This is a genomic window from Mesorhizobium sp. L-8-3 (genome assembly GCF_016756615.1).
In the GTDB taxonomy this organism is placed as follows: domain Bacteria; phylum Pseudomonadota; class Alphaproteobacteria; order Rhizobiales; family Rhizobiaceae.
Genome location: NZ_AP023262.1, coordinates 5,783,618 through 5,809,988 on the forward strand (window position 1 = coordinate 5,783,618; position 26,371 = coordinate 5,809,988).

A 26,371-nucleotide genomic window follows, 5' to 3' on the forward strand; every position below is an offset into this window, starting at 1 on the left:
CGCGCCATATTTCGACAAACATCGAAATAGCCGTTGACAGTGCCGGAAAATGCGCCGAAGCTATTTCTATGAAACTCGAAGAAGCGGCAACACAGCTGGAGGCGCTCGGCAATCCGACCCGGCTAAGGGTGTATCGGGCACTGGTTCGTGCAGGCGAAGAGGGCCTCCCGGTCGGCCAGCTCCAGGACCGGATAGGCATCGCAGCGTCGACGCTCTCCCATCACCTGCATCGCCTGATCTCGACGGGACTGGTGACCCAGGAACGACAGGCCACCACCCTCATCTGCCGCGCCAACTATGTTGCCATGAACGGTCTCGTGGGGTTCCTCGTGGATGAGTGCTGCCTGGACTCACAGTGCATCGGCAGTGAAGAAGCGGCCGCCTAGGCGCTCTTTTTTTGGCCTTCTATTTCTATGTTTCTGGAAGGATGGAATATGCCAACGACATCTTCTGACTCGCTTCCTATCGCGGTGATCGGTGCCGGACCGGTCGGATTGGCCGCGGCGGCACATCTCATCACGCGGAACCTTCCGGCAAGAGTGTATGAAGCCGGGAGTTCCATTGCCTGGAACATGCGCGATTGGGGCCATGTCAGGGTCTTCACACCGTGGCGCTATTGCGTCGATGCGGCTGCGATCGGCCTGCTCGAGCCGCATGGCTGGCGGATGCCTGCAGCCGATGCGTTTCCCACCGCAAACGAGATCGTCGGCGAGTACCTCGCGCCCCTCGCCCGAACACCCGAATTCGCCGGGATCGTCGAGACGGGAGCACGCGTGGAGGCAATCTCCCGCCTGGGGCTGGACAAGGTGGTCAGTCGCAGCCGGGACGAACGCCCCTTCGTTCTGTCGATCAGGGCCGCCGGCGGCACACGTCGCGAACGCGTCCGTGCCGTCATCGATGCATCAGGCACCTGGGCTACCCCCAATCCGCTTGGTTCAAGCGGCATTCCGGCCGACGGCGAGGCGGAATTCGCGGACCGGATCGCCTACGGCATTCCCGACGTGCTGGGGCGGCACCGTAGCGACTATGCAGGCCGGACGACGCTGGTCGTCGGAGCCGGCCACTCGGCGGCAAATTCGCTGCTCGACCTTTCGCGTCTCGCCAGGGTTGAGCCCGACACCCGCTTCTTTTGGGTCACGCGCAGCACCAATCTCATTCGCATCTACGGCGGGGGCGACGCCGACCAATTGCCGGCAAGAGGCGAACTTGGTGACGCCACGAGGGAACTCGTCGAGAGCGGTCGCGTCCGGCTGACGACGGGCTTTTCCATCCTCGCCCTGCGTGAAGACAACGGCCGGCTTGTCGTCGAAGGGGACACGGCTGAGGGAAGGCGGATCATCGGACCGGTCGACCGGATCATTGCCGCGACCGGGCAGCGTCCTGACCTGTCCCTGACGCGCGAACTGCGGCTCGACCTCGATCCCTGGCTGGAAAGCGCCAGGGCTCTTGGACCGTTGATCGACCCGAACGAGTACTATTGCGGGTCGGTTCCACCCCACGGTTTTCGGGAGTTGGCGCATCCCGAAAAGGGGTTCTTCACGGCAGGTATCAAGAGCTACGGTCGGGCACCGACGTTCCTTCTCCTCACCGGGTACGAGCAGGTCCGTTCGATCGCGGCTGCCCTCGCCGGCGACATGGAAGCCGCCGAGAATGTCCGGCTCGTTTTGCCGGAGACGGGCGTCTGCGTGACGCAGTTTCCGGATCCCGAGAACGAGAAGGCCGGTTGCTGTGGAGGCCCGGCAACGACCAGGGCCGATGCATGCTGCGCGGCGGATGAGACCGCCAAGAATCTCGGCTCGGATGGCTGCGGCTGCGGCGAGTGGCCTAATATGCCGGCAAAGGTGGAAGCATCGGGTTGCTGCGGTTCCGGCAAGAATGGCGCACCCGCAGGCGAGGTTGCTTGATGTTTCACCGGGTCGGATCGATCCATCTGCCGCCAACGGCCGTCGTCTGGATGCTCGGCGCCACCCAGATCATCGGCTATGGAACGCTCTATTACAGCTTCGCCATTCTGGCGGGAGACATGGCCGGCGAGTTCCATTGGCCCGTCTCGTGGGTGTACGGCGCGTTTTCGGTCGCCTTGCTGTTCGGCGGCCTGGTCGCACCTGCTGTCGGACGATATGTCGACAGCCACGGCGCAGCCCTCGTCATGGCGGTTGGGTCAATCGCGTCGGCCGTCGCACTGGCATTGACGGCCATTGCACCGAACCCGATCGCGTTCACCCTGCGTCTGATCGCGATCGAGATTGCCTCGACCCTCGTCCTCTACGATGCGGCCTTCGCCGCGATCGTGCAGACGGCTGGAGCGGGCGCGCGAAAACGCATCACGCATCTCACGCTCATCGCGGGCTTCGCTTCGACCCTGTTCTGGCCGCTGACGACCTGGCTTCACGGCCTTCTGGACTGGCGCGGCGTGCTTCTGCTCTTCGCAAGCGCAAACGCCCTGATCTGCTTTCCGTTTCATCTGGTCCTGTCGGCGGCGCGAGCCGGTCGAACGACGGTGGGCATGCCATCGTCTTCGCCTCTGTTGGATGGGCCGGAGCTGCCTGTGCGACTGCAGCCTCGCGCACTCATCCTCGTAACGGCGGGTTTTGCGCTCTCCGGGTTCCTGTTGTCGGCCGTGCTTGCGCAGATGGTCCCGATGCTTCAGGCCCTTGGGCTCGGGGCGTCTGCTTTGCTGGTCTCCGCCTTGTTCGGCCCGGCTCAGGTCCTCGTCCGCTTCGTGAACATGATCTTCGGCGTGCGGCGCCATCCGCTCTTCATCACCATAGTGGCGGCCTCGATGCTGCCGGCAGCGGCGCTGATCGTCATCGGAACCGCGCCGATGGTCGCAGGCGCCGCCATATTTGCGATTCTCCTGGGTTTCGGATCGGGCCTGAAGAGCATCGTGCAGGGAACGCTTCCCCTCGCGCTGTTCGGAAGCGCTTCTTACGGCGAGCGGCTCGGTCGAATGGCGCGCGTCCGGCAATTTCTCGCAGCGATGGCGCCTTTTACGTTTGCGGTCGCCAGCGATCATTTCGGGGCTGCGTCCGCCCTGCTTCTGTTCGTCGTTGTCGCAGCGCTCGGCTTGGCGGCGTTCGTGGAGGTCGCGCGTATTCGGCGGCTCGCGTTCACGCCCGCCCAAGGAGAGGCCGTGCCGACGAGCGGGCGGCAGACCACCGCATAGAGCGCCCGCGCGCCCATTCGGACGTGCAAGGGACGACGCTCCACCACTTCGTATCGACGCGCGTCGCGCCTTCCGAGAATTGAGCGCAAGCTTCGAACCGATGCGCCAACAAGCGCCATTTGTGGATGGCGATCCCGCCGCTCATCCGGATGGCGCAAGCAGGATGACATATTCCTTGCGAGTTGTTTCAAGCACTTCCCAGCTTCCCTTGAAGCCCGGCCGCAGCACGAAGCTGTCGCCGGCCTTCACGGTGCGCGCCTCGCCGCCCTGCTCGGCGATCACCGAGACGCCGGCGAGGATGTGGCAGAACTCCCACTCGTCATATTCGATGCGCCATTTGCCGGGCGTGGATTCCCAGACGCCGGCATAGAGTCCGCCTTCGGTCTCCTCGACATTCCACGTCCGAAACTTCGGATCGCCCGAGATCAGCCGCTCGGGTGTGGGCGCGCCGGCCTCGGGCTCGACGGCCGAGATATCGATGGAAACGAAGCGCGGTGACGGCATGGAAGGCTCCCTTTTGTCGGCCATCCATGCCACGCAGGGCCAATCTTCGCCAGTTCAGATCTTCGCCAGCGCTTGTTCGAGATCGGCGGTGATGTCGGCCACGTCCTCGATGCCGATCGAAAGCCGCACCACTTCCGGCCCGGCGCCGGCCGCCGTCTTCTGCTCGTCGGAGAGCTGGCGATGCGTGGTCGATGCCGGGTGGATGACCAGCGACTTGGTGTCGCCGATATTGGCCAGATGCGAGAAAAGCTCCAGCGCCTCGACGAATTTCACGCCGGCATCGTAGCCGCCCTTCAGGCCGAAGGTGAACACCGCCCCGGCGCCGAGCGGCGAATAGCGCTGCTGCAGCGTATGGTTCTTGTCGCCCGGCAGGCCGGCATAGGAGACCCAGGCCACTTTCGGGTGCTTCTGCAGATATTCGGCGACGTTGCGGGCATTGTCGGAATGACGCTGCATGCGCAGCGGCAGGGTCTCCAGTCCGGTGAGGATCAGGAAGGCATTGAAGGGCGAGATTGCCGGCCCGAAATCGCGTAGTCCCAGAACGCGCGCGGCGATGGCGAAGGCGAAATTGCCGAAGGTCTCGTGCAGGACGATGCCGCCATATTCGGGCCGCGGCTCCGAAAGCATCGGATAGTTGCCCGACTTCGACCAGTCGAAGGTGCCGCCGTCGACGATCAGGCCGCCGATCGAATTGCCATGGCCGCCGATGAACTTGGTGAGCGAGTGGACCACGACGTCGGCCCCGTGCTCGATCGGCCGCAGCAGGTAGGGCGTTGCCAGCGTGTTGTCGACAATGAGCGGCAGGCCGTGCTTGCGGGCGATGTTGGCGATCGCCTCGATATCGACGAACTCGCCGCCGGGATTGGCCAGGCTCTCGATGAAGATGGCGCGGGTGCGTTCGTCGATCTGGCTCTCGAAGCTCGAAATATTCTCCGTCTCCGCCCAGCGCACCTCCCAGCCGAAATTCTTGAAGGCGTGGCCGAACTGGTTGATCGAACCACCGTAAAGCTTTCTGGCGGCGACGAAATTGTCGCCTGGCCGCATCAGGTTGTGGAACACCAGGAGCTGCGCCGCATGGCCCGAGGCGGTCGCGAGACCGGCCGTGCCGCCTTCGAGGGCGGCCACACGCTCTTCGAGCACGGCCTGCGTCGGGTTCATGATGCGGGTGTAGATGTTGCCGAAGGCCTTCAGCCCGAACAGCGAGGCGGCATGGTCGGCGTCGTCGAAAACATAGGACGTGGTCTGGTAGATCGGAACGGCGCGCGCGCCTGTCGCCGGATCCGGCTTGGCACCGGCATGAACGGCGAGCGTGTTGAAGCCTGGGGCGCGTTGCGACATGTCCATCTCCCTGAGACACCTGAAAAACCGGCGCATTCTTGGCCGACCAAGCCGGCGAATGCAAAGAAGAAATTGCTGAAAAAATGAGCGAATAGCGAATAGCGAGTAGGGCGAAGGAAATGGAGCGCCGCTCCCGGTCCGCCCCCTATTCGCTATTCGCTACTCGCTATTCGCTCCCCTATCTCCCCCTGACGCCGAAGCTCTGGAAGCCCTGCCGCATGATCGGCTTCTTGGACGAGATCACGCGGCTGTTGACGCCGTTCCAGCCGATCTCGCCGGAGAGGCGCCCGTATTCGATCTTGGGGCAGCGATCCATCACCACCTTGATGCCGGCCGCTTCCGCTTTGGCGGCGGCCTCATCGTGGCGCACCGTGAGTTGCATCCAGATCACCTTCGGCAGCGGGTCGAGCGCCAGCACCTCGTCGACGATCGGCGGCACGGCATCGGAGGCGCGGAAGATATCGACCATGTCGACAGGCTCGGGCACGTCCGCCAGTCGGGCATAGGTCGGCCTGCCGGCGATCTCCTTGCCCGCCTGCCCGGGATTGATCGGGTAGACGACAAACCCCTTGTCGACCAGATATTTGGTCACGAAGAAGCTCGGCCGAACGTCATTGGCCGAGGCGCCGACGACAGCAACGGTGCGCACGGAGTTCAGGATGCCGGAAATGTAGTCGTTGTCGTAGCGATCGTGGTTCATGCCTCGTCCTCATACAGCGCCTCGGCCAGAAAGCCAGCGGGGTCGCCGCAGAAATTATCATGCGGAAATGATCGGTGTCGCGGAAGTCGCCGTCCTCTAACCGACTGGGCGGATCACCGGCCAGGCGCGGCGAGACGGAATGTCATTCGCCTGTCCACTCCGGCTTGCGCTTGCCGATGAAGGCGCCGATGCCCTCCTCGGCGTCGCGGGCCAGCATGTTCTCCACCATCACCCGCGCGGTGTAGTCATAGGCTTCCGAGAGGCCCATCTCGGCTTGCCGGTAGAACGCCTCCTTGCCGATCTTCAGCGTCAGGGGTGATTTGGAAACAATGGTTTGCGCATATTTCGTCACGACCTGGATGAGATATTCGCGCGGCACCACACGATTGACGAGGCCGAATTCGCGCGCCGTGCCGGCGTCGATGGTTTCGCCGGTCAGGAGCATCTCCATCGCGTGCTTGTTCGAGACGTTGCGCGACAGCGCCACCATCGGCGTCGAGCAGAACAGCCCGATATTGACGCCGGGCGTGGCGAAGCTGGCCTGATCGGAGGCGATGGCGAGGTCGCAACTGGCGACGAGCTGGCATCCGGCAGCGGTCGCGACGCCGTCGACCTCGGCGATAACGGGCTTGGGCAGGCGCACGATAGACTGCATCAGCGCCGCGCAGCGCCCCATGGTCAGCTCGAAGAACGCCCTGCCCCGGTCCGGATCGCTCCGATGCGCGGTCAGTTCCTTCAGGTCGTGGCCGGCGGAGAACACTTTGCCCGGGGCGGAGATCACGACGACGCGCACGGCCTTGTCGTCGCGGGCCGCGTCGAGCTCGGCCTGCAGCGCCTCCATGAAGGCGAGCGAAAGCGCATTGGCCGGCGGGTTCATGAGCGTGAGGCGAAGAATGCCGCCGTCGAGCGCGGCATGCACCGGCCCCTGCTCGTGATTGCGTTTCAACGCGACGACTTCCGCCATGGCGGCGACTCCATTCGGCCTTGATATAGGACTTTTCGGCCAAAGAACTATCACGCGCCGGGTTGAAGAACAGCACCGAAATGTGTCTTCTGGCTTCCGTTTACGGAAACGGAAGAATCCGGGACGCCGTCCCGGCCCCAAGGACAGGGAGCAGGAATGCCAGCACAGGCCAGGCTCGAGCCGCTGATGACGGCGGATGAAGTGAACGACCTCCTGAGGAAGGTCTATCCCCAACTCAACGAGCAGTTCGAATTCTATCACGCGGTCGACGTGTTCCCGGGCGGCTGCACGGTGCGGCTCAACGCCGACGACAGGCACTTGAGGCCGGGCGGCACGGTGTCGGGCCCGTCCCTGTTCACGCTGGCCGACATCGGCGGTTATGTCTGCGTGCTCACCCATGCCGGTCCCGACGCGCTGTCGGTGACAACGAACCTCAACATCAATTTCGTGCGCAAGGCCGAGGCCGGCCCGATCGACGGTCACTGCCGTATCCTGAAGCTCGGCAGGAGCCTGATGGTCTTCGACATCGACATCGTCGCGGGCCCCGACCGGCAGACGGTCGCGCATGCGACGGGAACCTATTCGATCCCGCCGAAGCGGTAAGCGCTGCCTCAGGCACCTTATAAGCCAGGCGATATGCGTCCATCACTTGTATCGCGGCGCAGCGCGCCCCACCGGGCAGCGGTCGGCCAATCGATTACCGTGCGCTCCTTCGACACCCATCGGGTCAGGCCACCTCGCGACTGTCTCGGTCAGGCTTGGTCGAGCCTTCTGATGAATTCCGCAAGCACTTGGCCATTCACGGAAACAACGTGTCCCGCGGCCGGGTAGACCCCGGTGGCGACGTCATCCGCGAACTCGCGAAAGGCACTGATACGCTCGGATTGAAGCCGGTCAAATTCGGCGACGAAATTGCGGTAGGTCTTGGAGTGACGTGGATAGTGGCCCCTGTGCGCCCCAAGTACGTCTGTCGCGAACAAATACTGGCCGTCGCAACCTGCCCCCGCACCCATGGATATCAGCACGAGCGAGGTGCGCCTCGAAATCTCGGCCGCCACGTCCTCGGGCACCACCTCGATCTCGGCCATGACCGCGCCGGCCTTTTCGAGGTCGCGGACACGCTGCCAGACCTCCATCGCTGTCTCGACGGTCTTGCCGACAGCCCTGAAGCCTCCTGTCCAGCTGATCTGCGAAGGGATCATCCCGACATGGCCGCAGACCGGAATCCGCTCTTCGGCGAGGCGCCTGACGACACGCATGCTGGCTGCGCAATAGACCGCGTCGGCACCGGCCCGGTGAGCCTCGAAGGCACCCCGAAGATAGTCTTTCGGCGTTAGATAGACGCCGTAGCTCAGGCTTACCACGCAGAAGACCGTGGGAACCGCCTCCCGGAACTGCGGATGCTTCAGAAGATGTGGCGGCACTGAAATCATGTCGATTCCGGCCTGCTCGGCCGCTGCCGCTTCCTCGATGCTCTCGACGCGCAACATGATGAGCTGGCGTTTGCCTTTGAGCGCCCGCAGATCGGCGATCGTCGTTTTCTTGGCTGTCACGACGCAGCTCCCGCGATTGCCTCCGGTCGCAACAGCGATTTCAGGCTGACGCCGCCGTCGGCAAGCAGTGCGGGATCGATGCCCCGGCGGCTTCTGATGAGCTGCTCGGCAACCTTGATTTCCCTGGCGGCCGATGTGCCCGGGCCGATTGCACTGGCAGCGAGCAGACGGCCATCCGCTGCCTGATCGAACACGATGAGCCCATCGTCGCGCAGCTTGCGCTCGACGGAGCCTGCCGACAATTCCGCCAGGCCCACCACCTGCAGCCCAAGCTCATACTGATCCGACCAGAACCATGGAACAGCATCGAATGGCGCGGGATCGCCCAGCATGGCCGAAGCGGCATGCTCGCCCTGTTCCCTCGCACTGCGCCAACTTTCCAGCCTCGCATGGCGGCCGCAATAGAGAGCGACCGGAAAACGGCAGCAATCGCCAGCGGCAAAAATGTGCGGATCAAGAGTGGCAAGGCTGCCGTCGACCACGATCCCGTCATCACACGCAAGACCGCTTGCGCGCGCCAGCCCGTCGTTCGGCGAGGCGCCGACACCGACGACCACGTGGTCGGCCAGAAGCGTTTCGCCCGTTCCCAGCCGGATCGCCACCTGCGATGGTCCGAGGCTCGCTTCGACGATGCGCGCGTTGGCCATGATGCGCACGCCCTCGGCCGAATGACGTGCGGCAATGATCGCCGCGATGGGTGCCGGTACGCCGCGCTTGAGCACACGCTCTTGCGCCTCCAGCACGACGACCTCCGCGCCGCGTTGCCGCGCGAACGCGGCCAGTTCGAGACCGATGAAGCCGGCGCCGACCATGGCGAGCCTGACTCCCGGGCGTACGGCACGGCAAAACCGGCGAGCATCGTCCAGCGTACGCACGGTCATGATGCGCTCATGTGTCGGCAACTCATTCAGGCGGCGTGGGCTCGCGCCGGTCGCCAGCAGCAGCTTGTCATAGGCGAAGATGCCGCCATCACCTACCGCAACGGTCTGCGCGCTGCGGTCGATCGACGCCACACGGGTGGATTCCAGGAATGTTATCCCCGCCGAAGCCAGTCCCGACGGGGTAACGATTGGTTTCGGTTCGATCGCGCCGCCGTTCGTCGGCGGCTTGGAGAGCGGCGGCCTCTCGTAAGGCGCTTGAGCTTCCTCTCCGATCAGCGCGACCGGACCGCCGTAGCCATTGGCGCGCAAGCCGAGCGCGGCCGCGCAGCCGGCCTCGCCGGCACCGACGATGACCATTCCTCGCGCCCGCATCTCAAGCGACCGCGATCTGGACCCGTCCGCCGTCGAGCCTGACGGCATAGACGCCGAGATTCCTGCACACCGGGCCGCTCAGCGCCTGCCCGGACCGGTAGTCGAACCTGCCATTGTGTTTGGGACATTCGATCACGTGGTCCATCACCAGCCCGTCGGCTAGAGAGACCTGCTCGTGCGTGCACAGACCGTCCGTTGCGAAGAACCGGCCGCCGGGAGCATGGGAGATGGCATAGGTCTTTCCCTGATGGTCGAAGCGGACGACGTCTTCCTCGTCGACGTCGTCCACACTGCAGACATCAATCCAGTCGTGATCAGCCATGACTTCCTCCTCCGAAGCTTCGGTTCTCATTGAACGGGCTGCGGCATGACCGCGAGGTCATGAAGCTCATGGCGATAGGGCTTCGCCGTTGGGGGCAGTATGCGCTCCACATGATGGTAGGGATCGCGAGCCTGCCTGAAGACCGTAGGGACAATTTCGCGATAGGCCGCCCAGAGGCTCGGATATGGTACCGGCGTATCGTGCTTCATCATCTCGTGCAGATGGGGCAGCGCATGATACGGCACCATCGGGAACATGTGGTGCTCGACGTGGTAGTTCATGTTCCAGTAGACGAAGCGGAACAGCGGATTCATCATCACTGTGCGCGAGTTGAGGCGGTGGTCGAGTACGTCCTCGGCCAATCCGGCGTGCTGGGTAAGGTCGAAGAGCCGCGCCAGCCAGGCGCCGTACATGGTGGGCAACACGCCGATCAGCAGGACGGGTATCCAGCTCCGCAGCAGGAGCGAAAGCGCGACGGTGCCGAGATGTATCACCAGCCAGACGCGCGCGGTCGTGAACACTTTGGCCCGCGCGGCCTCGGGGATGAAATCGCGCTCCTCCCCGGTCAGCCGACCGAGGCTGTGGCGAACCATCGAAACGATCGAGTTGCAGACGCCGCCCACGGCCAGGAAGCTCAGCAGGATCAGCGGCAGGTTTGGTGGCCGCTTGACGGCGATCTCAGGATCGCGCCCGACGATCAGTGTGTCTGTGTGGTGTCTGGCGTGGCTCCAGCGGGTCACCTCGGACTCGCGCATGACCATGAAGCTGGCAAGCTGATACACCATGTCGTTCATCCAGAATGTCCGGAAGGCGGTGCCGTGGCCGCATTCGTGCCAGCGTGAGTCCGACGCCGAACCGTAGAGCACGCCATACAGAGCGAAGAAGGGCAGCGCGAGCCACGAGCCGTCGAAATGGACGCCGCCGGCAGCACTCGCCGCCAGAAGCGCGAACCACAGCAGCGTGTCCCTGATGGCGGGTCCGTCGCTGCGCTGCATCAGCGCCTTCATTTCCCTGCGTGGAATCTCGGTGTGGTACCATTCGGCAGCGGCCAGGCCCGCCGCGACGGCGGCGCGTGAACTCGGTCCTGCGAGGCTGTAGTCGCGTAGCGGTTCGCCTGGCATCGTCTCCTCCCGTCACGATTGGTTGTGCGACAATCGCGAAGCAGCTTGCCGAATTCAACTCGTCTTGATATTTTCCCTCAAAATCATCATTCAATGAAAGAAACTGTCATTACTGAGGAACCCGGGTCGCAGCGGATAACTCTCTCGGACGTGGCAAAGGCTGCCGGAGTGAGCCTCGCCACGGTCGACAGGGTGCTGAACGGAAGGGCGCCGGTCAGCGGCAAGCGCGCGCAGCAGGTCTACGACGCCGCCCGTGCGCTCGGCTATCACGGGCTACCGATCCTGAGAGCGCGCGCGCCGGCGCCGCGCCAGCATATGCGTCTTGGCATTGCCATCCGCCGGCGGCACCACGCCTTTTATCAGCAGATCGAAGCCGACCTGCGGGCGGCGGCGGCACGCCATTCGACTGCCGAGGTGGAACTCGCCTTCTATTATCACTCGGACAATTCACCAGCAGAGGCGGTCAGGCTCGCCCGCGAAATGGGCGGCCATTGCGACGCGATCGCGATGATGGCTCCGGACAGTGCGGAGTTGCGCGATACCATCCTCGGCCTGCGTCAGCGGAAGGTGTTCACATTTTCCATTCTGTCGGACTTCGCGGTCGATTTCCGCCACGCCTATATCGGCGTCAACAACCGGCAGGCCGGGCGGACGGCGGCCTGGGGAATTGCCCATACGGCCCTGCGCCCGGGACGGGTGGCTCTGGTCACGGGCGCTTACCACTTTAGCGCCCAGGAAATGCGGGAGTTGGGTTTCCGGTCCTATATGCGGGAACGCTGCCCCCACTTCGCGATCGTTGACACGGCCGCTGTCGCCGAGTCTTCCGACGCCGTGAGGCAGGCCGTGGGACAGCTACTGGATAGAAACGACGATCTGGTCGGCGTCTACGTCGCCAGCGGCGGCTTCGAGGGCGCGCTGGAGGCCCTGACGGCAAGGGGTCGGGAGAGAACGGTGTCGCTCGTCGTCAACGAGATCACTCCAAGCTCGCGCCAGGCGCTTCTCGCGGGAACCGTCTCAATGGTCATCGCGACGCCAGTGCGCGAATTTACGCGGCAACTGGTCGACGAAGCCGTCAGTACCGTGCAGACGATGGGAACCGAGTTGTCGCGGCCCGAGGCCCTCCCGTTCAACATCGTCATTTCCGAGAACACGACCTGACTGAATTCATCGGGCCGAGCTTGTCCGTTGTCGCGGGAACGGGAGCCTTGCGAACTAACCGGCCAGTCTGCGCGAAACGGTCGCAACGGCCTCGCCGAGGACCTCTACGCAGTGGTCTCGGACGGCGTCGTTGAACCGCGGCATGGGGATGGCGATGTTGATGGAGGCTAGCGGAAAGCCGGACTCGTCCAGAAGTGGCCGCGCCACGCCGGCTATCCCCGGCGTGAACTCCTCGACCACGTAGGCCACGCCGCTCTGACGCACCACTTCCAGTTCATCGATGAGGGCCTTGACCGTACGGATCGTGGCCAGCGTAATCGGCTCGAACGTGACCCGCGCCAGGTACTCCTTCAGCATCTCGTCCGGCAGGAATGCAAGAAGCGCCTTGCCGCCGGAGGTGGCGTAGAGGGGAGCGGTGTCGCCCAGCCGCATGTGGTAGAGCAGCCTGCGCGGGCTCGTCACGCAGGCGACCACCTGCGATGACATCCCCCTCATCACGTTAAGCGCGCACGATTCCTGCGTTTGCAGCGTGACCCATTCGAGCACGCTCTCGGCGGCGGGGATGACCTCGCTGCCGCCTTTTGCATGCCGCGCCAGCCGGGCCACGGCGGTACCGAGTTCATAGCCTTTGGTGGCCGGGACGTAAGCCAGGTATCCGCGATTGACCAAGGTCTTGAGAAGCTGCGTGAGGCTGCTCTTGGGGATGCCGAGCTCCTCGGCGATCTCGGAATGGGTTTTCTCCGCGCCCCAGCGGCCGATATATTCGAGAAGATCGAGCGCCCGCGTCGCGGACTTGACGACGCCTTGTTCCGTTGGGGTCTTTTCGCCGTCCATGGCCTCTCGCATCTCTGAGCTTCCGCTCGCGTCAGGGAGCCGGCTCATCGCTCCAGGCACGCTCTATCACGGATCGCGACAGCTTCGCAGCCAAGCGCAACCGGTCGATGGTGGATAGTTCCCCATGGCGAATCGTCGGCGCTTCCAGCGCCACGGGAACGTCGCGCGGGAATGCTCTCAGGAAGGCGCTCAGCCACAGTTCGCCCTCGCCGGGATAAAGCCGCGCGCCCCGCGCCTCCCGGCGCAGGGCGTCGGTGTCCATCGGTGGTCGGCTTGGCGCGTCGCAGAGATGAACGTAGCGAAACAGGTCCGGGGGATAGAGTGCGAGATCATCGGGCGAACCGCCGGAGCGTGCGAGATGAAGCGCATCGACGAGGAGCCCGGCGTCGGCTGCTCCGGCGGCCGCAAGCAGTTCATGCGCCTCCGCCAGGGAGCGAACCGCCGTGTAGGGAATGAATTCCAGCATGGGCGACAGGCCGCAGGCCACCGCGTCTTCACAGGTCTTGCCAAGACTTTCGGTCAGCCGCGCGCGGTGGGGGTCGTGCCCGACGATCAGCACGTGGCGCGCACCGAGTTCGGCTCCGACTTCATAGGCGCGTCGGAACGCGTCCAGATCGCTGTCCGGCCGCAACCAGAACGCCTCGATGTCGAGCAGTTCGATCCCAGTTTGGCGCAGCCGTTGCCGGATCGCACGCCGGGTCTTCGGCTCTTCCAGCACCGGCGCGACAACGTCGCCAGGCAGCGGCGGCCAAAGGCGCAGCCCGACCGCGTCGAACCCCGCGCCAGCCGCCAGCTCGATCAGTTCGATGGGGTGCGTCGAGAGCTGGGTCAGGTGGGCGAGTGACAGTATTGCGGGCATGGCCATCGATCCGAGTGGCAGAATCCGGTTTACTTATAGAACAAGTTCTCCTATGTGAACAGATACCAAGGAGGAACCGAGCCATGACTGCGCCGTTCGATGACCGGTTCACCATCCGGGAACTGCTGGAAAACTGGGTCGTCTGGCGCGACGCGGGCGACTGGGAGCGTTTCCGCACCGTCTGGCACGACGACGGGCGGATGATGGCGACCTGGTTCCAGGGAACAGCGGACGAGTTCATTGCGGTCAGCCGCAAAGGCTTCGAGAACGGCGTGCGCATCCTGCACTTCCTGGGCGGCACGTCGATCGACCTGTCGGGTGACAGGGCGATCGCCCAGACGAAGATGACGATCAGCCAGCGCGCCAAAGTCGAGGGCGTGGCCTGCGACGTCGTCTGCACCGGTCGCTTTTATGATTTCCTGGAGCGCCGCGGCGGGCGCTGGGGTGTCGTGCTGCGCCAGCCGATCTACGAGAAGGACCGCCTGGATCCGATCGATCCGACCGAAGCCCCGAGGCTGGACAGCGAGCTGCTGCAGGCATTTCCCGAGGGCTACAGGCACCTCGCCTACCTGCAGACCGGCATCGGCTACACGGTCAAGCGCGACATGCCCGGCCTGATCGGGCCCGAGGTCGAGGCGCTCTATGCTCGCGGCCGGGGCTGGCTCGAAGGCGGCCCCACCGGCGTGCCGGGAGATCAACCGGCGCAAGCGACCGGTGCGTGACGGCCGCGCGCTCGAAACGGAAACTGAACCGATGCAACCCTTCGTGTGCGGGTCTGAGCCCTCGCGCGTGATCTTCGGTGCCGAGGCACCCGCCTGCCTCGGCGAAGAGATCGAGCGGCGCGACATCCGGCGCGTGGAGCAGCTTCCCAGGTCGCCGCATCGGACCAACACCACCGACTGAACGGAGACACCCGATGCCGCTCAAGGGCAAAGCCATCATGATCGTCTGGCACGACATCAGACAGGGATCGGAACCGGACTATCACCTCTGGCATACGCGCGAGCACATGCCGGAGCGGCTCGCCGTACGGGGTTTCCTGCGCGGACGCCGCGGGGTGGACTGGAACCGCGACAGGCATCGCTACCTGACCCTCTACGAAGGAGAGAGCATCGGTACTTTCGGTTCGCCGGAGTATCTCCGGCGGCTCAACAATCCCACGCCGTGGACGCTGAGAACCCAGCCGACCTTCTACAACTTCATCCGTTGCGCCTGCGTCTTGGCCGCAAGCATCGGACGCGGCGTCGGCGGAGCGATGGCGACCATCCGCGTGCCATTCAACGGCGTTGACGACGCGGGCTTTCGCGCTCTGGCTCAGCCCTTGGCAGAGGAAATCATTGAACTCGAGGGCGTCTCGGCGGTCCATCTCGCTGTCGCTCGCCCTGACGTGACAGGCGCGAAGACCCGCGAAACCGAGCTTCGCGGCATGACGAGAGACGACATCTTCGACGCCGTGATCATGATCGATGGCATCGGGCGCCGCGAACTGGAGAGGCTCGACGCAAAGATCATGGGCCGGTTGCGGGCGCGCGGCCTCAGCATCGATCCGGCCGAAGCAGCCATCTACGACATGGCCTTCTGCCTCGATGCAACGGACTGAGCAGCACAATGAAAGCGGATGACATCGAACTCGTGACCAGGCGGCCGGTCGTCGACGGCGCCACGCAGCTGGTGGGCATCGTCGGGAGCCCGATTGCCCAGGTCCGCGCGCCGGAAGTCTGGACGGGCCTGTTCCATTTTCACGGACTCAACATCATCTGCGTCCCGTTTCACATGCTCCCCGAAGGCCTTCCGGATTTCTTCGCCGGGGCCAGGAGGCTGCGGAACCTTGCCGGCCTGATCGTGACGATCCCGCATAAGCCGGCAGCCGTTAACCTCGTCGACGGCCTGACCGAACGCGCCGCCCTCGTGCGGTCGGTCAACTTCATCTGCATTCGCCCGGATGGCCGCTGGGTAGGCGATATCGTCGACGGCATCGGTTTCGTCGAAAACCTCAAGGCCCATGGCGTCGACCCCCGGGGCATGCGCGCGCTGCTGATCGGAACCGGCGGGGTCGGAACGGCGATCGCCTTCGCGCTCGCCGAGTCCGGCGTCTCAGAGCTCTTTGTCCACGACCGCGACACCGCGCGCAGCGACGGCCTCGCCGCGCGGCTCTCGAACCTTGAGCGTCCGGTGCGCACTGGGCCACCGGACCCGGCCGGCTTCGACCTCGTCGTCAACGCGTCTCCCCTGGGAATGAAAAGCGACGACCCGATGCCAATGGACGCGACACGCATTGGTGCCGGCAGCGTGGTGGCGGACGTGATCGTGCATGAAACCGAACTGCTGCGACGGGCTGCCGCGCTCGGCTGCAGGACGATCGACGGGACCGGAATGATGGATCACCAGCTCGCGTTCATGGCAGGACACATGGGGCTCGGCGAGATGGATTTCAGCGCGGCAACCGCCCGGCGTATCGCCGCGGCCGCTCGTCGATAGCGGTTCGAGGCCAGCACCACCGACAGCCACTGCGGACAGGGGACTGGACATGAGACTTGGTGGGACGACGTTCTCGTTCATGTGGAGCGAGCCGGCGCACGAGACGATGCGGCGCCTCGGTCGCCTGGGCCTGCGAGAGTTCGACGTCGTCCTGGCGCCCGGTCATTTGTGGGCGGACGAACTCGATACCGGAGCCCGGCGCGACTTGCTGCAGGCGCTCTCGCGGGAGGGCATGAAAATCGAGTCGCTGAACCTCCCCGCACTCGACTTCAACCTCGGCAGTTGCCTGGCCGAGGTGCGAGACCACGCGGTCCGCAACTACGCCGAAGCTTTGCGTCTCTCCGCGGATCTGGGCGGCCGCGGTGTCGTCGTCGTGCCGGGTCGCGTCTCCGGCCTGCTGCCGCCGAAGATGGAGGACACAATGTCATGGCTTGGCGACAGCATCGAGGCGCTGCTGCACTTCGCCGACAAGACGGGACAAGACCTGCTGCTCGAGACGCATCCGCTGACAGCGATCCCCACCGCAGAGGCGGTCGCCGCTTTCATCGAAACGATTGGCCATCCGCGTCTGCTGGTCGCCTACGACGTAGCCAATGCCAAATTCATCGGCGAGGATCAAGTCGCGGCCCTCCGCCGCCTCAAGCCGATCCTGGGCCAGGTGCATGTATCCGATGCGAAGCGCAGTTCGTGGAAGCACGACCCCGCCGGCCTGGGGACGGTGAATTTCGGCGAAGTCAGGGCTACGCTCGGAGAGATTGCGTTCGACGGGCTCGCCGTGGTTGAGGTGATCTCCAGCAACGCTGTGGCCGATACCGAAGCGACCGTCCACGCTTTGAACGGATGACAGCAATGGCGTATCCGCGACACGCTTGGCGATGTCCCCTCTCCAGCCTGGCGCGGCCGCACCACTCCTCAGCGCGTATATTCCGAACCGAACCCGGTCATGTCCGCATCGAGACGCCCGAGGATGGTCAGCAGTATCTCCTGCTTGCGCGCCCGCCGGAACGCCGGCGACTGCATGTCGACATTGAATGCCGCGGTGAAGGTGGCACGGTTCGACACGTTGAAGAAGGACAAGGCCGAGATCGTCATGTGGACCTCGACCGGCGAGATCGTCCGCCGGAAGTTCTCCTTTTCGTAGCCCCTCCTGAGCAGCCGCTCGATGCGGGCGATGATCGGCTGATGCAATTCCTGGACAACGGACGATGTCGCGAGGAAGCGGGCATCGTTCAGGTTTTCCGTCATCAGAAGCTTGACGTAGGTGGGGTGCGCGAAATGGAAGTCGAAGGAGAATTCGACGAGGTTCTTCAGCGATTGCCGCGGGTCGTCCTCGTCCAGGTTGATCGCGAGCTCCGCGGTTCGCATGCGACGGTAGCCGTTCTCGAGAACGGCCAGGTAGAGCTTCGCCTTGGACGAGAAATAGTAATAGATCATGCGCTTGCTGCGCTTGGTCTTGGCCGCGATGCTGTCGAGCTTGGCGCCGCCGAAACCGTGGCGTGCGAACTCTGCCTCCGCCGCCTTCAGAATGTCCGCACGGGTGCGATCCGGATCGTTGCTCGGCAGCGACCGCTCGTATCTACGGCTAGGACCTGCTCTGCCTGGCGGCTGCTCGTTCATGCCCTCGACCTCGGACCAATCGCCCGCCCGTCCTTATCGCGAGAGGCGGCGTCGGCACAACCTCAGCCGCCGGCTCTCGGTCCGAACAGGCGAGCTTGTGAACCATTTTGTTCATTATCACCCGTCGCTCTCAGCTCCGCATGATTTACTGACGCGGAGTTGATACCTGATCATAGCGCGTTGAATCAACAATGTTCCTTGTGAATTTTCCACGTTTCGACCGAGGGGTTTGACTCAGTACGCATATCTGAGCTACTGTGAACCCAATCGAACATTTTGAAATGGCGCAACAGACGCCGCGCAAGTTCGACTGGGAGGAAATTGCAATGAGCTGCCGGCTCGAATATCGCGTTTCAAGCCAAATGTTGGGCCGGCGCGAATCCAATCCATTGTTGTGACCCTGACCGATGCAGCCTGATCGCTGCCACTTGGCCGCGAATGGGCTGGCTTTGGCCGACACTGCGCCTTCGCCGAAAGGTTCGACCCGAAATCGCGCACCAGCCTGGTTCCTCGGCATGTGCCCCCCGATTCGAAGCAGATCGTTCCGAGGCATTCTCGGGATGGACCAAATGAACGACCATGGACAATTTCTGGGAGGAAATCAGATGACCGCAGTCACCCGTCGCACGCTTCTTGCCGGATCCGCTGGCCTCATGTTGGCGGCCACGATCAGCTTACCCGTCACATCATGGGCGCAGGACAAGATCACGCTTCGCCTGTCGACTTCCGGCACGCAGACGGATCAGCGATCCATCGCTATGGCCAATGTCTTCGGTCCCGCCGTCTCGGGCTTCGCCGACTTTCAGCCGCACTACAACTCCTCGCTGGTTGCACAGGGCTCGGAGTTGGAAGCGATCTCGTCGGGCGACCTCGAAATGACGATCTGCTCCGCCCAGGAACTGGCGACTTTCTTTCCGGAGTTCTCGATCTTCGCGGCCGGTTACGTGCACCAGAACGCCGAGCATCAGGTGAAGGTCTTCAACGATCCGCTGATGGATCCGTTCAAGAAGAAGGTCGAGGACGAACTCGGCGTGAAGCTGCTGGCGGTCATGTATCTGGGCCGCCGCCACGTGAACCTTCGTTTCCCGCGTTCGGAACGCAACGTCATGACGCCGGCAGATCTTGCGGGCGTCAACCTGCGCATGCCGGGCACCGATGCCTGGCTGTTCCTCGGCAAGGCGCTCGGAGCCAACCCGGCACCGATCGCCTTCTCGGAAGTCTATACCGCGCTGCAGACCGGGTCGGTTGACGGGCAGGACAATCCGCTGCCCACCGTGGTCGACTCCAAATTCTACGAAGTCACCAGGCAGATCAGCCTGACGTCGCATCTGGTCGACCTCAACTACATCGCCTTCTCCAAGGAAGTATGGGACGGGCTGACACCGGAACAGCAGGAAACCGTGCAGAAGGCCGCGGTGGACGCGGCCGAGTCCGGTCGGCAGGCGCAATTGCAGAAGGAGGAGGAACTCGTGGCCTTCCTGAAGGACAAGGGTCTCGAGATCTATGAGCCGGACCTCAAGGCGTTTCGCGAGCATGTCCAGGCACAATATGTCGGCTCCGAATTCGCCAAGGCATGGCCGGAAGGAGTGTTGGACAAGATAAACGCACTCGGCAACTGAAGTGGTTCAGTTGGCGCGACGGGGACGCGCGTCCCCGCCTTGCCGCCATCATCCGCGGCAGGGCTTGACGTCGGACTAGGGAGGGTCCCGCGTGAGACGAACGATCGACACTTTTCGCACTTTCGCCGAGGCCGTTGCCGGCGCCTTGATGGCGGCCATGTTCGTAACCTTCATCGTGCAGGTCACTATCCGTTACACCGCCCGGGCCGACTGGATCGCTGAAGCCGTTCCGCTGCTGCAGCCGTCCAATTTCGGGTGGACGCTGGAATTCTGCCTGGCGCTGTGGGTTTGGCTGGTGTTCTGGGGCAATGCCTTCGTCGTCCGCAACCAGGAACACGTCTCGTTCGATATCCTCTATCTCGCCGTGGCGCCGGGCATGCGCAGGGCCTTCTTCATCGCGGGGGGCCTTGCCATCTCGGTGGGCCTGCTGCTGTCGATAGAGCCGACCTGGGATCGGCTGGCGGTCCTGAGATTGAAGAAGACCGCAACGCTCTCGGCGCTGTTCGGCGACTGGATCCGGATGCGCGACATCTACGCGATCTACCTGCTTTTCCTCTTCGTCGTCGCACTCCGCTACGCGGCGGGCGTCTGGCGCGCATTCCGCCACGGCGTCGACGAACTGGATCTCTCGGACGGGGAGCGCGTCGACGCATGAGCTTCGCCTTTGTCCTCTGTCTCGGCACGATGGGCGTGATCGCCGCGATCGGCGCACCGATCGCCTATGCGATTCTCCTCGCCTCCTTTGTCTACCTGGCCGCGAACGGGATGAGCATTGGTATCGCCGGCAAGGTCATGCTCGACGGGCTCTACCAGAGCTTCATCCTGCTGACTGTGCCGCTGTTCATCGTTGCAGCCAACATCATGAACGCAGGCTCGATTTCCGACCGGCTTCTGCGCTTCTGCATCGGCCTCGTCGGCCGCTTCAGGGGCGGCCTTGGCCATGTGAACGTCCTTGCGTCCCTTGTCTTCTCCGGCATGTCCGGATCGGCCGTCGCCGACGCCGCCGGTATCGGCAAGATCATCATCGACCTGATGGTTCGCTCCGGCCACTACACGCGCGGCTATGCGGCGGCGATCACCGCCGCGTCGGCAACCATCGGGCCGATCATCCCGCCATCGATCCCCATGGTGCTCTACGCGCTGGTTTCCAACAGTTCCATCGGCTTCCTGTTCCTGGGCGGCATCATGCCTGGGTTACTGATGGGAGCGGTGCTGATGGCCATCAATGCCTGGATATCGCACCAGCGCGGGTTCGGCGTGGAGAAATCGGTCCCACTCAGTCAACTTCCAAAGCTGACCCTCGATGCGGGTCCCGCGCTGCTGATGCCGGCTATCCTGCTCTACGGCATCTATGGCGGAGTGACGACCCCGACCGAGGCAGCCGCGGTCGCCGCGTTCTACGCGCTGCTCCTGGCCGCCTTGTTCTACCGCTCGCTGTCCCTGGCGGCGTTCGGACGGATTCTCGTCGAAAGTGCCCGTTCCTCGGCCGCGGTCGGCCTCGTGATCGGCGGCGCGCTCGTCCTCAACTATGTTGTCGCTTCGGAAAACATCCCCAATCTCGTCGCGCAGTCCCTTGTCGGCGTCAACGTATCACCGCTCGCCTTCCTGCTGTGCGTCAACCTGCTGCTGCTGATCCTGGGGTGCATTCTCGATGCCGCGACGATCATCCTGGTAATCATTCCGCTCTTCATTCCCGCCTGCCGCGAACTCGGCATCGACCTTGTGCATTTTGGCGTGGTCGCGGTCGTCAACTGCATGATCGGGCTGATCACGCCGCCTTACGGCATCCTCCTGTTCGTCATCAACGCGGTGACGCGCATCCCGCTCGCCGAAATCATCCGCGAAATCTGGCTGTTCGTGGCCGTCCTCGTCTTTGCGCTGCTTCTGCTGATCCTCTTCCCGGGCATCGTGCTCTGGCTGCCGCGGATGTTCGGTTACGACGGATAGGAGCCTCCCTCCTGATCTCGCCCTTCGGAACAAGCACCCTTTGCCCGGCCGTCACGCCGGCACGCAACGTTTCTGGCCACGATGCCCCACTTGGAATTGGAGTGCGGACACAGCCACACAAGGAGCAATGGACATCATGACGAGCATCTCCATCGGCCTGATCGGCGCAGGCCTGATAGGCCGCAAGCACCTTAGGAAGATCGCCGAGCATCCGGACTACACCCTGGCAGGCATCTCCGACGTCAACAGCGACGCCGTCGCGGCGCAGTATCCGGAAGAACGGGTCTATGCGGACTATCGCGCCATGCTGGACGAGGCTCGACCCGAGGCGGTCATCATCGCTTCGCCCAACCAGTTGCACGCCGATGCCGGCGTGGAATGCGCGCGCCGCGGCATTCACATCCTGGTGGAAAAGCCGGTGACAGACACCGCCGAGGCCGCACGCGTGCTGATTGCCGAGACCCGGCGCAGCGGCATCAAGACACTGGTGGGTCATCACCGGCGCCACCATGACCAGGTGCAGCAGCTTCGATCGTTGCTGACCGAAGGAAACATCGGCGCGCTAGTCGGCGTGTCGGCCATCTGGGCGGTCTACAAGCCCGACGACTACTTCAAGGCGGCGCCGTGGCGCACGCAACCGGGGGGAGGACCGATTCTCATCAACCTCATCCATGAGGTCGATTTCTTGCGCTTCACGGCGGGCGAGATCGTCGCCGTCAGCGCGATCTCGTCCAATCGCCAGCGGCATTTCGGGGTAGAGGATACCGCCGCCGCGCTGATGGAGTTCGAGAATGGGGCCATCGGCACCATCATCGCCAGCGACAGTGCCGTCTCGCCCTGGAGCGTCGAGCAGGGCACGGGTGAATCAGTCGAGTTCCCCTTCAGCGGGGAGAGCCCCTATCGTTTCATCGGCAGCCACGGCTCGCTCGAATTCCCGACCCTCGTCCGCTGGGGCCAGACCGATGGCGCGCGCTCCTGGAACCGGCCCGTCATATCGCAGCGCCTCTTCGCCACGACGATCGACCCCTACCTGGCGCAGCTCAATCATTTCCGCGACGTGATCCGCGGCGCCGCCTCAACGATGCAGAGCGTGGAGGACGGCGCCCGGACGCTGATCGCCACGCTCGCCGTCACAGAGGCTGCGGCCACCGGTGCCCGCATCGATCTTCGTGACCGCTACGAAGCGCTCTCCGGCGCCTTCGCCTCATCGCCAGCCCATGCAAGAAAGTCCCATCATGACCAGCAAGCCCATCTACGTCCTGAACGGCCCGAACCTCAATCTGCTGGGCGATCGTGAGCCGCACATCTACGGCCACACCACGCTGGCGGACATCGAGGCAAGTTGCGGCCGCACCGCCGCGGCCGGCGAGCACGGTATCGTCTTCAGGCAATCCAACCATGAAGGCCAGCTCATCGACTGGATTCACGAGGCGCGCCGCGAGGCTGACGCAATCATCATCAATGCGGGCGGTCTTACTCATACATCGATTGCCATCCACGACGCGTTGAAGAGCTTTGCGGGTCCGGTGATCGAACTGCACGTTACCAATGTTCATCGTCGCGAAGCCTTCCGGCACCACTCCTACATTTCCTTTGCAGCGACGGCGGTGATATGCGGGCTTGGCCCCGAAGGCTACGGTATCGCGCTGGACGCGGCGGCGATGCTCGCGGCCAAGGCGAAACGGGCCTGACCAGCATGGGGTTTCCTGATCCCTTGCCGGGACTCTAAGACCACATCCGCGCCGGATAGCCAGGTGTCGGGCTTTCCCCATCAGGTCGGCCCGAGCAACTGTCGCGAACCCCAGCTTCGCGCTTCACCACCAGATGCCATGTCTCCCTACTGCGGTAAAATAATACCACATTCATAACGACATTGTTTTTACTGGATATTTTTGCAACAACGGTCATCCCGCAAGCTTGACGCGACAGTCTCCCTCCCCTATAAGCCAGCCCGAAGCAGCGGCCAGCCGGCCGCCGTTTCGTTTTTGGCGCACCGTTCCGGCGGCACTCCAAGGCAAGCAACAAGAAACGCCTTCCCCCGGGAAGGTCCCAACCGAAAGCAGCGAACCATGAAAACCTTTTCGCAGAAGCCTGCGGACGTGGTGAAGAAGTGGGTTCTGATCGACGCCGAGGGTCTCGTCGTCGGCCGTCTCGCCTCCATCATTGCCAACCGTCTCCGCGGCAAGCACAAGCCGACCTTCACCCCGCATGTCGACGACGGCGACAACGTCATCGTCATCAATGCCGACAAGGTGGTGCTCACCGGCAAGAAATACACCGACAAGGTCTATTACTGGCACACCGGCCATCCCGGCGGCATCAAGGAGCGCACCGCGCGCCAGTTGCTCGAGGGCCGCTTCCCCGAGCGTGTCGTCGAGAAGGCCGTCGAGCGCATGATCCCGCGCGGCCCCCTCGGCCGTCGCCAGATGAAGAATCTCCGCGTCTATGCCGGCGCCGAGCACCCGCACATCGCCCAGCAGCCCGAAACGCTCGACGTCGGCGCGCTGAATGCCAAGAACAAAAGGGCTTGATCAACATGGCTGAGCTTTCCTCGCTCGCAGAACTCGGCGCCGCCACCCAGGCCGCGCAGCCGGCCGCGCCGGTCCACGTCCAGAAGCTCGACAAGAGCGGACGCGCCTATGCCACCGGCAAGCGCAAGGACGCCATCGCGCGCGTCTGGGTCAAGCCCGGCTCGGGCAAGATCATCGTCAACGACAAGGACTTCGGTGCCTATTTCGCCCGCCCGGTTCTGCAGATGATCCTGCAGCAGCCGATCGTCGCGGCCAACCGCGCCGGCCAGTACGACATCGTCGCCACCGTCGCCGGCGGCGGCCTGTCCGGCCAGGCGGGCGCCGTTCGTCACGGCATCTCCAAGGCCCTCACCTATTACGAGCCGGGCCTGCGCGGCCTCCTCAAGAAGGGCGGCTTCCTCACCCGCGACAGCCGCACCGTCGAGCGCAAGAAGTACGGCAAGGCCAAGGCCCGCCGCAGCTTCCAGTTCTCGAAGCGCTGATCTCTTATCGCACCATCTGGTGCCGATCTCTCGAGGCCGCCTCCGGGTGGCCTCTTTCTTTGCGGGAGCCCCCTGGACTTTTCGCGGTCATGCCGCGTCCTGCCGAGCCGCCGTGGCTGACTGGTCGCTGCTCGCCCTGGAATTGCGCCACTTGATCCACACATGGATGGGAATGCCCACCAGAACCAGCAGGAAGCCCAGGAACACCGTCTCCGCCCCGGCGCCGTAGAGAGCCCAGAGCGCGTAGACAAACCCTATGGCGCCCAATATGGCGACCTTGGTGATCTCGGGGCCCGCGACGGTGCGGCCTGACCGCACGACGATCATCAGTTCAGCCAGGGCGCAAAGCGCATAAGGCAGCAGGCTCGACATCACTGCCAAGAGGATGATCGTATTGAAGGCGCCGACCAGGCCCTTGGCGAAATTCATCGCCACCAGGATCGATGCCAGGAGGTTGGAGAAGATCAGCGCATTGGCGGGGGTGCCGTAGCGGGAAAGCCGCCCCATCCGCTCGGGGAAGACATGATCGAGGGCCGCTCCGTAGGGCACCTGGCCGGTCAGGAGGGTGAAGCCGTTCAGCGTGCCGAAGGTGGAGATGACCGCACCGATCGCGACGAGGGTTCCGCCGACCGCCCCCCACATCTCGCGCGACACGTCGGCCAGTGGCGCCGAAGACTGCGCCAGCAATTCCGCCGGTAGCACCCCGATCGCCACCGTGGTGACCGCGATATAGACCGCGGCAGCGATCAGCACCCCCACGATGGTCGCCCGCGGTATGGTCTTTGCCGGGTTGATCACGTTGCCGGACGGCACGGTGGCCGATTCCAGTCCGAGATAGGCCCACAGCGTCAGCGCCGCCGCGGCGGAGATCGCGGCCAGGTCGGACTCGCCGCTGGTGTTCAATGGCGAGAAGTTCGCCGGCTCGACCCAAAGGAAGCCCAGCGTGCCGATGAGCACGAGCGGCACCAGCTTCAGCACGGTTGTCACGATCTGGACGAAGCCCGCTTCCTCGACCCCGCGAATATTGACCAGGGTCAGCGTCCAGATCGCCAGCAACGCCACCGCGAGGCTGTAGGTGTCCGATGAGCCGATCGCGGGAACAAGGAAGCCGACATAGCCAGCCAGGGCAACTGCGACAGCGGCGTTGCCGGTCCACAAGGCGATCCAATAGCCCCATGCGATGATGAAGCCGGCAAATTCGCCGAACCCGGCCTGCGTATAGGCATATGGGCCTCCGGTCTTGACGACGATCCGCGACAGCCGGCCGAAGATGACGGCCAGGATCAGCGCCCCGATCGAGGTCACGATCCATCCCGCGAGTGAGATCGGCCCGAACGCGGCAAGAGACGCCGGCAAAAGGAATATCCCCGAGCCGATCATGTTGCCGACGACCAGAGCCGTGCAGGCCATCAGGCCGAGGCCGCCTGCCCTCTCCCCGCGCGACGCCGATGGATCACGCATGTCTGGGTGCATCTTTCGCCGTCGGCGCAGCCATCGTCATCCTCGAGCCTGTTGCAGCAACTGGGCGACCTCTTCCTCCAGCCCGGCAATGACCGACCGATAGTCGGCAACCTCGGGACGTTCTTCTGCCCCGGAACGCGCTTCGAACCAGGAGAGGCTGGCGCGGGCCAGCACATATTCCTCGCATATTCCGCGAAACGCCTCGTCCTTGAGCGCCAGCCGGCGGATGAGAGCCCCATCTCCGGGAAAGCGTTCAATGATCTCCGCGAGATCGAGGCGCAGATTTTCGGGCCCCGTCATCCATACCTCCGGAATACCGTCAAAGTATGAGATGTTCGATACCGCGCCGCAATGGAAGGTTGAGTAAGTCACGGTGACTGGCCTAACCTTTCCCCGTTTGCCGTTACCGTTTGGTCTGCTAACGTTGGAAGGCACGCATACCCGCTCTATGCGAGCCAATCGCC

Annotated in this window: 30 protein-coding genes; 17 read left to right on the forward strand and 13 right to left on the reverse strand. The window is 63.9% G+C overall.

Annotated elements, in window-relative coordinates:
• Positions 1 to 68: 68 nt before the first annotated feature.
• From JN302_RS26845 to arsK, 3 genes are read left to right on the forward strand one after another with little or no spacing between them, the layout of a single operon-like run.
• Positions 69 to 386 (forward strand): ArsR/SmtB family transcription factor, encoded by a 318-nt coding sequence (locus tag JN302_RS26845; protein WP_202307114.1) that lies wholly within the window; start codon positions 69 to 71, stop codon positions 384 to 386.
• Positions 387 to 434: 48 nt separating this feature from the next.
• On the forward strand, positions 435 to 1,904 hold the full coding sequence (locus JN302_RS26850; RefSeq protein WP_244845957.1) for a flavoprotein: 1,470 nt from the start codon (positions 435 to 437) through the stop codon (positions 1,902 to 1,904).
• On the forward strand, positions 1,904 to 3,166 hold the full coding sequence (gene arsK / locus JN302_RS26855) for an arsenite efflux MFS transporter ArsK (RefSeq protein WP_202329751.1): 1,263 nt from the start codon (positions 1,904 to 1,906) through the stop codon (positions 3,164 to 3,166). Before JN302_RS26850 ends, arsK begins: the two co-directional genes overlap by 1 nt.
• 141 nt (positions 3,167 to 3,307) lie before the next feature.
• Here arsK and JN302_RS26860 read toward each other — a convergent pair whose 3' ends face one another.
• From JN302_RS26860 to JN302_RS26875, 4 genes are all read right to left on the reverse strand, one after another.
• Entirely contained in the window at positions 3,308 to 3,670 is a 363-nt protein-coding gene (locus JN302_RS26860) for a cupin domain-containing protein (RefSeq protein WP_202329752.1), read from the reverse strand.
• A gap of 54 nt (positions 3,671 to 3,724) precedes the next feature.
• Positions 3,725 to 5,008, reverse strand: a complete 1,284-nt coding sequence (locus tag JN302_RS26865) for an O-acetylhomoserine aminocarboxypropyltransferase (protein ID WP_202329753.1) — start codon at positions 5,006 to 5,008, stop codon at positions 3,725 to 3,727.
• A 178-nt stretch (positions 5,009 to 5,186) separates the two neighbouring features.
• Positions 5,187 to 5,708, reverse strand: coding sequence for a CoA-binding protein (locus JN302_RS26870; protein WP_202329754.1), 522 nt, complete (start codon positions 5,706 to 5,708; stop codon positions 5,187 to 5,189).
• Positions 5,709 to 5,850: 142 nt separating this feature from the next.
• Entirely contained in the window at positions 5,851 to 6,672 is an 822-nt protein-coding gene (locus tag JN302_RS26875; protein WP_202329755.1) for an enoyl-CoA hydratase, read from the reverse strand.
• Positions 6,673 to 6,828: 156 nt separating this feature from the next.
• On the opposite strand from JN302_RS26875, the gene JN302_RS26880 reads away from it, so the two are divergent.
• Positions 6,829 to 7,275, forward strand: a complete 447-nt coding sequence (locus tag JN302_RS26880; RefSeq protein ID WP_202307124.1) for a PaaI family thioesterase — start codon at positions 6,829 to 6,831, stop codon at positions 7,273 to 7,275.
• 149 nt (positions 7,276 to 7,424) lie between these two features.
• Here JN302_RS26880 and JN302_RS26885 read toward each other — a convergent pair whose 3' ends face one another.
• The 4 genes from JN302_RS26885 to JN302_RS26900 are packed head-to-tail and all read right to left on the reverse strand — an operon-like array spanning position 7,425 to position 10,921.
• Positions 7,425 to 8,225, reverse strand: coding sequence for a 3-methyl-2-oxobutanoate hydroxymethyltransferase (locus JN302_RS26885; RefSeq protein WP_202329756.1), 801 nt, complete (start codon positions 8,223 to 8,225; stop codon positions 7,425 to 7,427).
• Positions 8,222 to 9,463: an NAD(P)/FAD-dependent oxidoreductase gene (locus JN302_RS26890; RefSeq protein WP_202329757.1), complete on the reverse strand. Its 1,242-nt coding sequence runs from the start codon at positions 9,461 to 9,463 to the stop codon at positions 8,222 to 8,224. Before JN302_RS26890 ends, JN302_RS26885 begins: the two co-directional genes overlap by 4 nt.
• Positions 9,464 to 9,479: 16 nt before the next feature.
• The gene (locus JN302_RS26895; RefSeq protein ID WP_202329758.1) at positions 9,480 to 9,800 is read right to left on the reverse strand and encodes a MocE family 2Fe-2S type ferredoxin; all 321 of its coding nucleotides are present in this window, start codon (positions 9,798 to 9,800) and stop codon (positions 9,480 to 9,482) included.
• Between the two features lie 26 nt (positions 9,801 to 9,826).
• Complete coding sequence (locus JN302_RS26900; protein ID WP_202329759.1) at positions 9,827 to 10,921, reverse strand: fatty acid desaturase family protein; 1,095 nt, start codon at positions 10,919 to 10,921, stop codon at positions 9,827 to 9,829.
• Positions 10,922 to 10,966: 45 nt separating this feature from the next.
• On the opposite strand from JN302_RS26900, the gene JN302_RS26905 reads away from it, so the two are divergent.
• Positions 10,967 to 12,079, forward strand: a complete 1,113-nt coding sequence (locus JN302_RS26905) for a LacI family DNA-binding transcriptional regulator (protein WP_202329760.1) — start codon at positions 10,967 to 10,969, stop codon at positions 12,077 to 12,079.
• Between the two features lie 54 nt (positions 12,080 to 12,133).
• On the opposite strand, the gene JN302_RS26910 is transcribed toward JN302_RS26905, so the two are convergent.
• The gene (locus JN302_RS26910; RefSeq protein WP_202329761.1) at positions 12,134 to 12,913 is read right to left on the reverse strand and encodes an IclR family transcriptional regulator; all 780 of its coding nucleotides are present in this window, start codon (positions 12,911 to 12,913) and stop codon (positions 12,134 to 12,136) included.
• Positions 12,914 to 12,944: 31 nt separating this feature from the next.
• Entirely contained in the window at positions 12,945 to 13,772 is an 828-nt protein-coding gene (locus JN302_RS26915) for a sugar phosphate isomerase/epimerase family protein (RefSeq protein ID WP_202329762.1), read from the reverse strand.
• Between the two features lie 83 nt (positions 13,773 to 13,855).
• On the opposite strand from JN302_RS26915, the gene JN302_RS26920 reads away from it, so the two are divergent.
• The 5 genes from JN302_RS26920 (at position 13,856) to JN302_RS26940 (ending at position 17,094) form a co-directional block, all read left to right on the forward strand.
• Positions 13,856 to 14,494: a nuclear transport factor 2 family protein gene (locus JN302_RS26920; RefSeq protein ID WP_202307133.1), complete on the forward strand. Its 639-nt coding sequence runs from the start codon at positions 13,856 to 13,858 to the stop codon at positions 14,492 to 14,494.
• A gap of 31 nt (positions 14,495 to 14,525) precedes the next feature.
• Positions 14,526 to 14,675: a hypothetical protein gene (locus JN302_RS26925; RefSeq protein WP_202307134.1), complete on the forward strand. Its 150-nt coding sequence runs from the start codon at positions 14,526 to 14,528 to the stop codon at positions 14,673 to 14,675.
• Between the two features lie 13 nt (positions 14,676 to 14,688).
• Positions 14,689 to 15,372, forward strand: a complete 684-nt coding sequence (locus JN302_RS26930; protein ID WP_202329763.1) for a hypothetical protein — start codon at positions 14,689 to 14,691, stop codon at positions 15,370 to 15,372.
• A gap of 71 nt (positions 15,373 to 15,443) precedes the next feature.
• The gene (locus tag JN302_RS26935; RefSeq protein ID WP_202329764.1) at positions 15,444 to 16,250 is read left to right on the forward strand and encodes a shikimate dehydrogenase family protein; all 807 of its coding nucleotides are present in this window, start codon (positions 15,444 to 15,446) and stop codon (positions 16,248 to 16,250) included.
• Positions 16,251 to 16,329: 79 nt separating this feature from the next.
• On the forward strand, positions 16,330 to 17,094 hold the full coding sequence (locus tag JN302_RS26940; protein ID WP_202329765.1) for a sugar phosphate isomerase/epimerase family protein: 765 nt from the start codon (positions 16,330 to 16,332) through the stop codon (positions 17,092 to 17,094).
• 68 nt (positions 17,095 to 17,162) lie between these two features.
• On the opposite strand, the gene JN302_RS26945 is transcribed toward JN302_RS26940, so the two are convergent.
• Positions 17,163 to 17,867 (reverse strand): TetR/AcrR family transcriptional regulator, encoded by a 705-nt coding sequence (locus JN302_RS26945; protein WP_202307139.1) that lies wholly within the window; start codon positions 17,865 to 17,867, stop codon positions 17,163 to 17,165.
• A gap of 605 nt (positions 17,868 to 18,472) precedes the next feature.
• Here JN302_RS26945 and JN302_RS26950 point away from each other — a divergent pair.
• The 7 genes from JN302_RS26950 (at position 18,473) to rpsI (ending at position 24,446) form a co-directional block, all read left to right on the forward strand.
• Positions 18,473 to 19,486 carry a sialic acid TRAP transporter substrate-binding protein SiaP gene (locus tag JN302_RS26950; RefSeq protein ID WP_202329766.1) on the forward strand — a complete coding sequence of 338 codons (1,014 nt, stop codon included), beginning with the start codon at positions 18,473 to 18,475 and terminating at the stop codon, positions 19,484 to 19,486.
• 91 nt (positions 19,487 to 19,577) lie between these two features.
• A complete protein-coding gene (locus JN302_RS26955) occupies positions 19,578 to 20,141 on the forward strand; it encodes a TRAP transporter small permease (RefSeq protein ID WP_244742175.1) in 564 nt (187 codons plus the stop codon).
• Complete coding sequence (locus JN302_RS26960; RefSeq protein WP_202307141.1) at positions 20,138 to 21,433, forward strand: TRAP transporter large permease; 1,296 nt, start codon at positions 20,138 to 20,140, stop codon at positions 21,431 to 21,433. Before JN302_RS26955 ends, JN302_RS26960 begins: the two co-directional genes overlap by 4 nt.
• 136 nt (positions 21,434 to 21,569) lie before the next feature.
• Positions 21,570 to 22,730, forward strand: coding sequence for a Gfo/Idh/MocA family protein (locus JN302_RS26965; protein WP_202307142.1), 1,161 nt, complete (start codon positions 21,570 to 21,572; stop codon positions 22,728 to 22,730).
• Complete coding sequence (gene aroQ / locus JN302_RS26970; RefSeq protein ID WP_202307143.1) at positions 22,669 to 23,124, forward strand: type II 3-dehydroquinate dehydratase; 456 nt, start codon at positions 22,669 to 22,671, stop codon at positions 23,122 to 23,124. Before JN302_RS26965 ends, aroQ begins: the two co-directional genes overlap by 62 nt.
• Before the next feature lie 378 nt (positions 23,125 to 23,502).
• Positions 23,503 to 23,964, forward strand: a complete 462-nt coding sequence (rplM, locus tag JN302_RS26975; protein ID WP_202307144.1) for a 50S ribosomal protein L13 — start codon at positions 23,503 to 23,505, stop codon at positions 23,962 to 23,964.
• 5 nt (positions 23,965 to 23,969) lie between these two features.
• Entirely contained in the window at positions 23,970 to 24,446 is a 477-nt protein-coding gene (gene rpsI / locus JN302_RS26980; RefSeq protein WP_202307146.1) for a 30S ribosomal protein S9, read from the forward strand.
• Between the two features lie 87 nt (positions 24,447 to 24,533).
• On the opposite strand, the gene JN302_RS26985 is transcribed toward rpsI, so the two are convergent.
• Both JN302_RS26985 and JN302_RS26990 read right to left on the reverse strand, forming a co-directional pair.
• The gene (locus JN302_RS26985) at positions 24,534 to 25,907 is read right to left on the reverse strand and encodes an amino acid permease (RefSeq protein WP_202307148.1); all 1,374 of its coding nucleotides are present in this window, start codon (positions 25,905 to 25,907) and stop codon (positions 24,534 to 24,536) included.
• Between the two features lie 36 nt (positions 25,908 to 25,943).
• On the reverse strand, positions 25,944 to 26,207 hold the full coding sequence (locus tag JN302_RS26990) for a hypothetical protein (protein ID WP_202307150.1): 264 nt from the start codon (positions 26,205 to 26,207) through the stop codon (positions 25,944 to 25,946).
• Positions 26,208 to 26,371: the final 164 nt, after the last annotated feature.

What these genes read in the sequence shown, in the direction of transcription:
- JN302_RS26845 (WP_202307114.1), top strand. Translation starts at nt 69, where the DNA reads ATGAAACTCGAAGAAGCGGCAACACAGCTGGAGGCGCTCGGCAATCCG.
- JN302_RS26850 (WP_244845957.1), top strand. Translation starts at nt 435, where the DNA reads ATGCCAACGACATCTTCTGACTCGCTTCCTATCGCGGTGATCGGTGCC.
- arsK (WP_202329751.1), top strand. Translation starts at nt 1,904, where the DNA reads ATGTTTCACCGGGTCGGATCGATCCATCTGCCGCCAACGGCCGTCGTC.
- JN302_RS26860 (WP_202329752.1), bottom strand. Translation starts at nt 3,670, where the DNA reads ATGCCGTCACCGCGCTTCGTTTCCATCGATATCTCGGCCGTCGAGCCC.
- JN302_RS26865 (WP_202329753.1), bottom strand. Translation starts at nt 5,008, where the DNA reads ATGTCGCAACGCGCCCCAGGCTTCAACACGCTCGCCGTTCATGCCGGT.
- JN302_RS26870 (WP_202329754.1), bottom strand. Translation starts at nt 5,708, where the DNA reads ATGAACCACGATCGCTACGACAACGACTACATTTCCGGCATCCTGAAC.
- JN302_RS26875 (WP_202329755.1), bottom strand. Translation starts at nt 6,672, where the DNA reads ATGGCGGAAGTCGTCGCGTTGAAACGCAATCACGAGCAGGGGCCGGTG.
- JN302_RS26880 (WP_202307124.1), top strand. Translation starts at nt 6,829, where the DNA reads ATGCCAGCACAGGCCAGGCTCGAGCCGCTGATGACGGCGGATGAAGTG.
- JN302_RS26890 (WP_202329757.1), bottom strand. Translation starts at nt 9,463, where the DNA reads ATGGTCATCGTCGGTGCCGGCGAGGCCGGCTGCGCGGCCGCGCTCGGC.
- JN302_RS26895 (WP_202329758.1), bottom strand. Translation starts at nt 9,800, where the DNA reads ATGGCTGATCACGACTGGATTGATGTCTGCAGTGTGGACGACGTCGAC.
- JN302_RS26900 (WP_202329759.1), bottom strand. Translation starts at nt 10,921, where the DNA reads ATGCCAGGCGAACCGCTACGCGACTACAGCCTCGCAGGACCGAGTTCA.
- JN302_RS26910 (WP_202329761.1), bottom strand. Translation starts at nt 12,913, where the DNA reads ATGGACGGCGAAAAGACCCCAACGGAACAAGGCGTCGTCAAGTCCGCG.
- JN302_RS26915 (WP_202329762.1), bottom strand. Translation starts at nt 13,772, where the DNA reads ATGCCCGCAATACTGTCACTCGCCCACCTGACCCAGCTCTCGACGCAC.
- JN302_RS26920 (WP_202307133.1), top strand. Translation starts at nt 13,856, where the DNA reads ATGACTGCGCCGTTCGATGACCGGTTCACCATCCGGGAACTGCTGGAA.
- JN302_RS26925 (WP_202307134.1), top strand. Translation starts at nt 14,526, where the DNA reads ATGCAACCCTTCGTGTGCGGGTCTGAGCCCTCGCGCGTGATCTTCGGT.
- JN302_RS26930 (WP_202329763.1), top strand. Translation starts at nt 14,689, where the DNA reads ATGCCGCTCAAGGGCAAAGCCATCATGATCGTCTGGCACGACATCAGA.
- JN302_RS26940 (WP_202329765.1), top strand. Translation starts at nt 16,330, where the DNA reads ATGTGGAGCGAGCCGGCGCACGAGACGATGCGGCGCCTCGGTCGCCTG.
- JN302_RS26945 (WP_202307139.1), bottom strand. Translation starts at nt 17,867, where the DNA reads ATGAACGAGCAGCCGCCAGGCAGAGCAGGTCCTAGCCGTAGATACGAG.
- JN302_RS26950 (WP_202329766.1), top strand. Translation starts at nt 18,473, where the DNA reads ATGACCGCAGTCACCCGTCGCACGCTTCTTGCCGGATCCGCTGGCCTC.
- JN302_RS26960 (WP_202307141.1), top strand. Translation starts at nt 20,138, where the DNA reads ATGAGCTTCGCCTTTGTCCTCTGTCTCGGCACGATGGGCGTGATCGCC.
- JN302_RS26965 (WP_202307142.1), top strand. Translation starts at nt 21,570, where the DNA reads ATGACGAGCATCTCCATCGGCCTGATCGGCGCAGGCCTGATAGGCCGC.
- aroQ (WP_202307143.1), top strand. Translation starts at nt 22,669, where the DNA reads ATGACCAGCAAGCCCATCTACGTCCTGAACGGCCCGAACCTCAATCTG.
- rplM (WP_202307144.1), top strand. Translation starts at nt 23,503, where the DNA reads ATGAAAACCTTTTCGCAGAAGCCTGCGGACGTGGTGAAGAAGTGGGTT.
- rpsI (WP_202307146.1), top strand. Translation starts at nt 23,970, where the DNA reads ATGGCTGAGCTTTCCTCGCTCGCAGAACTCGGCGCCGCCACCCAGGCC.
- JN302_RS26985 (WP_202307148.1), bottom strand. Translation starts at nt 25,907, where the DNA reads ATGCGTGATCCATCGGCGTCGCGCGGGGAGAGGGCAGGCGGCCTCGGC.
- JN302_RS26990 (WP_202307150.1), bottom strand. Translation starts at nt 26,207, where the DNA reads ATGACGGGGCCCGAAAATCTGCGCCTCGATCTCGCGGAGATCATTGAA.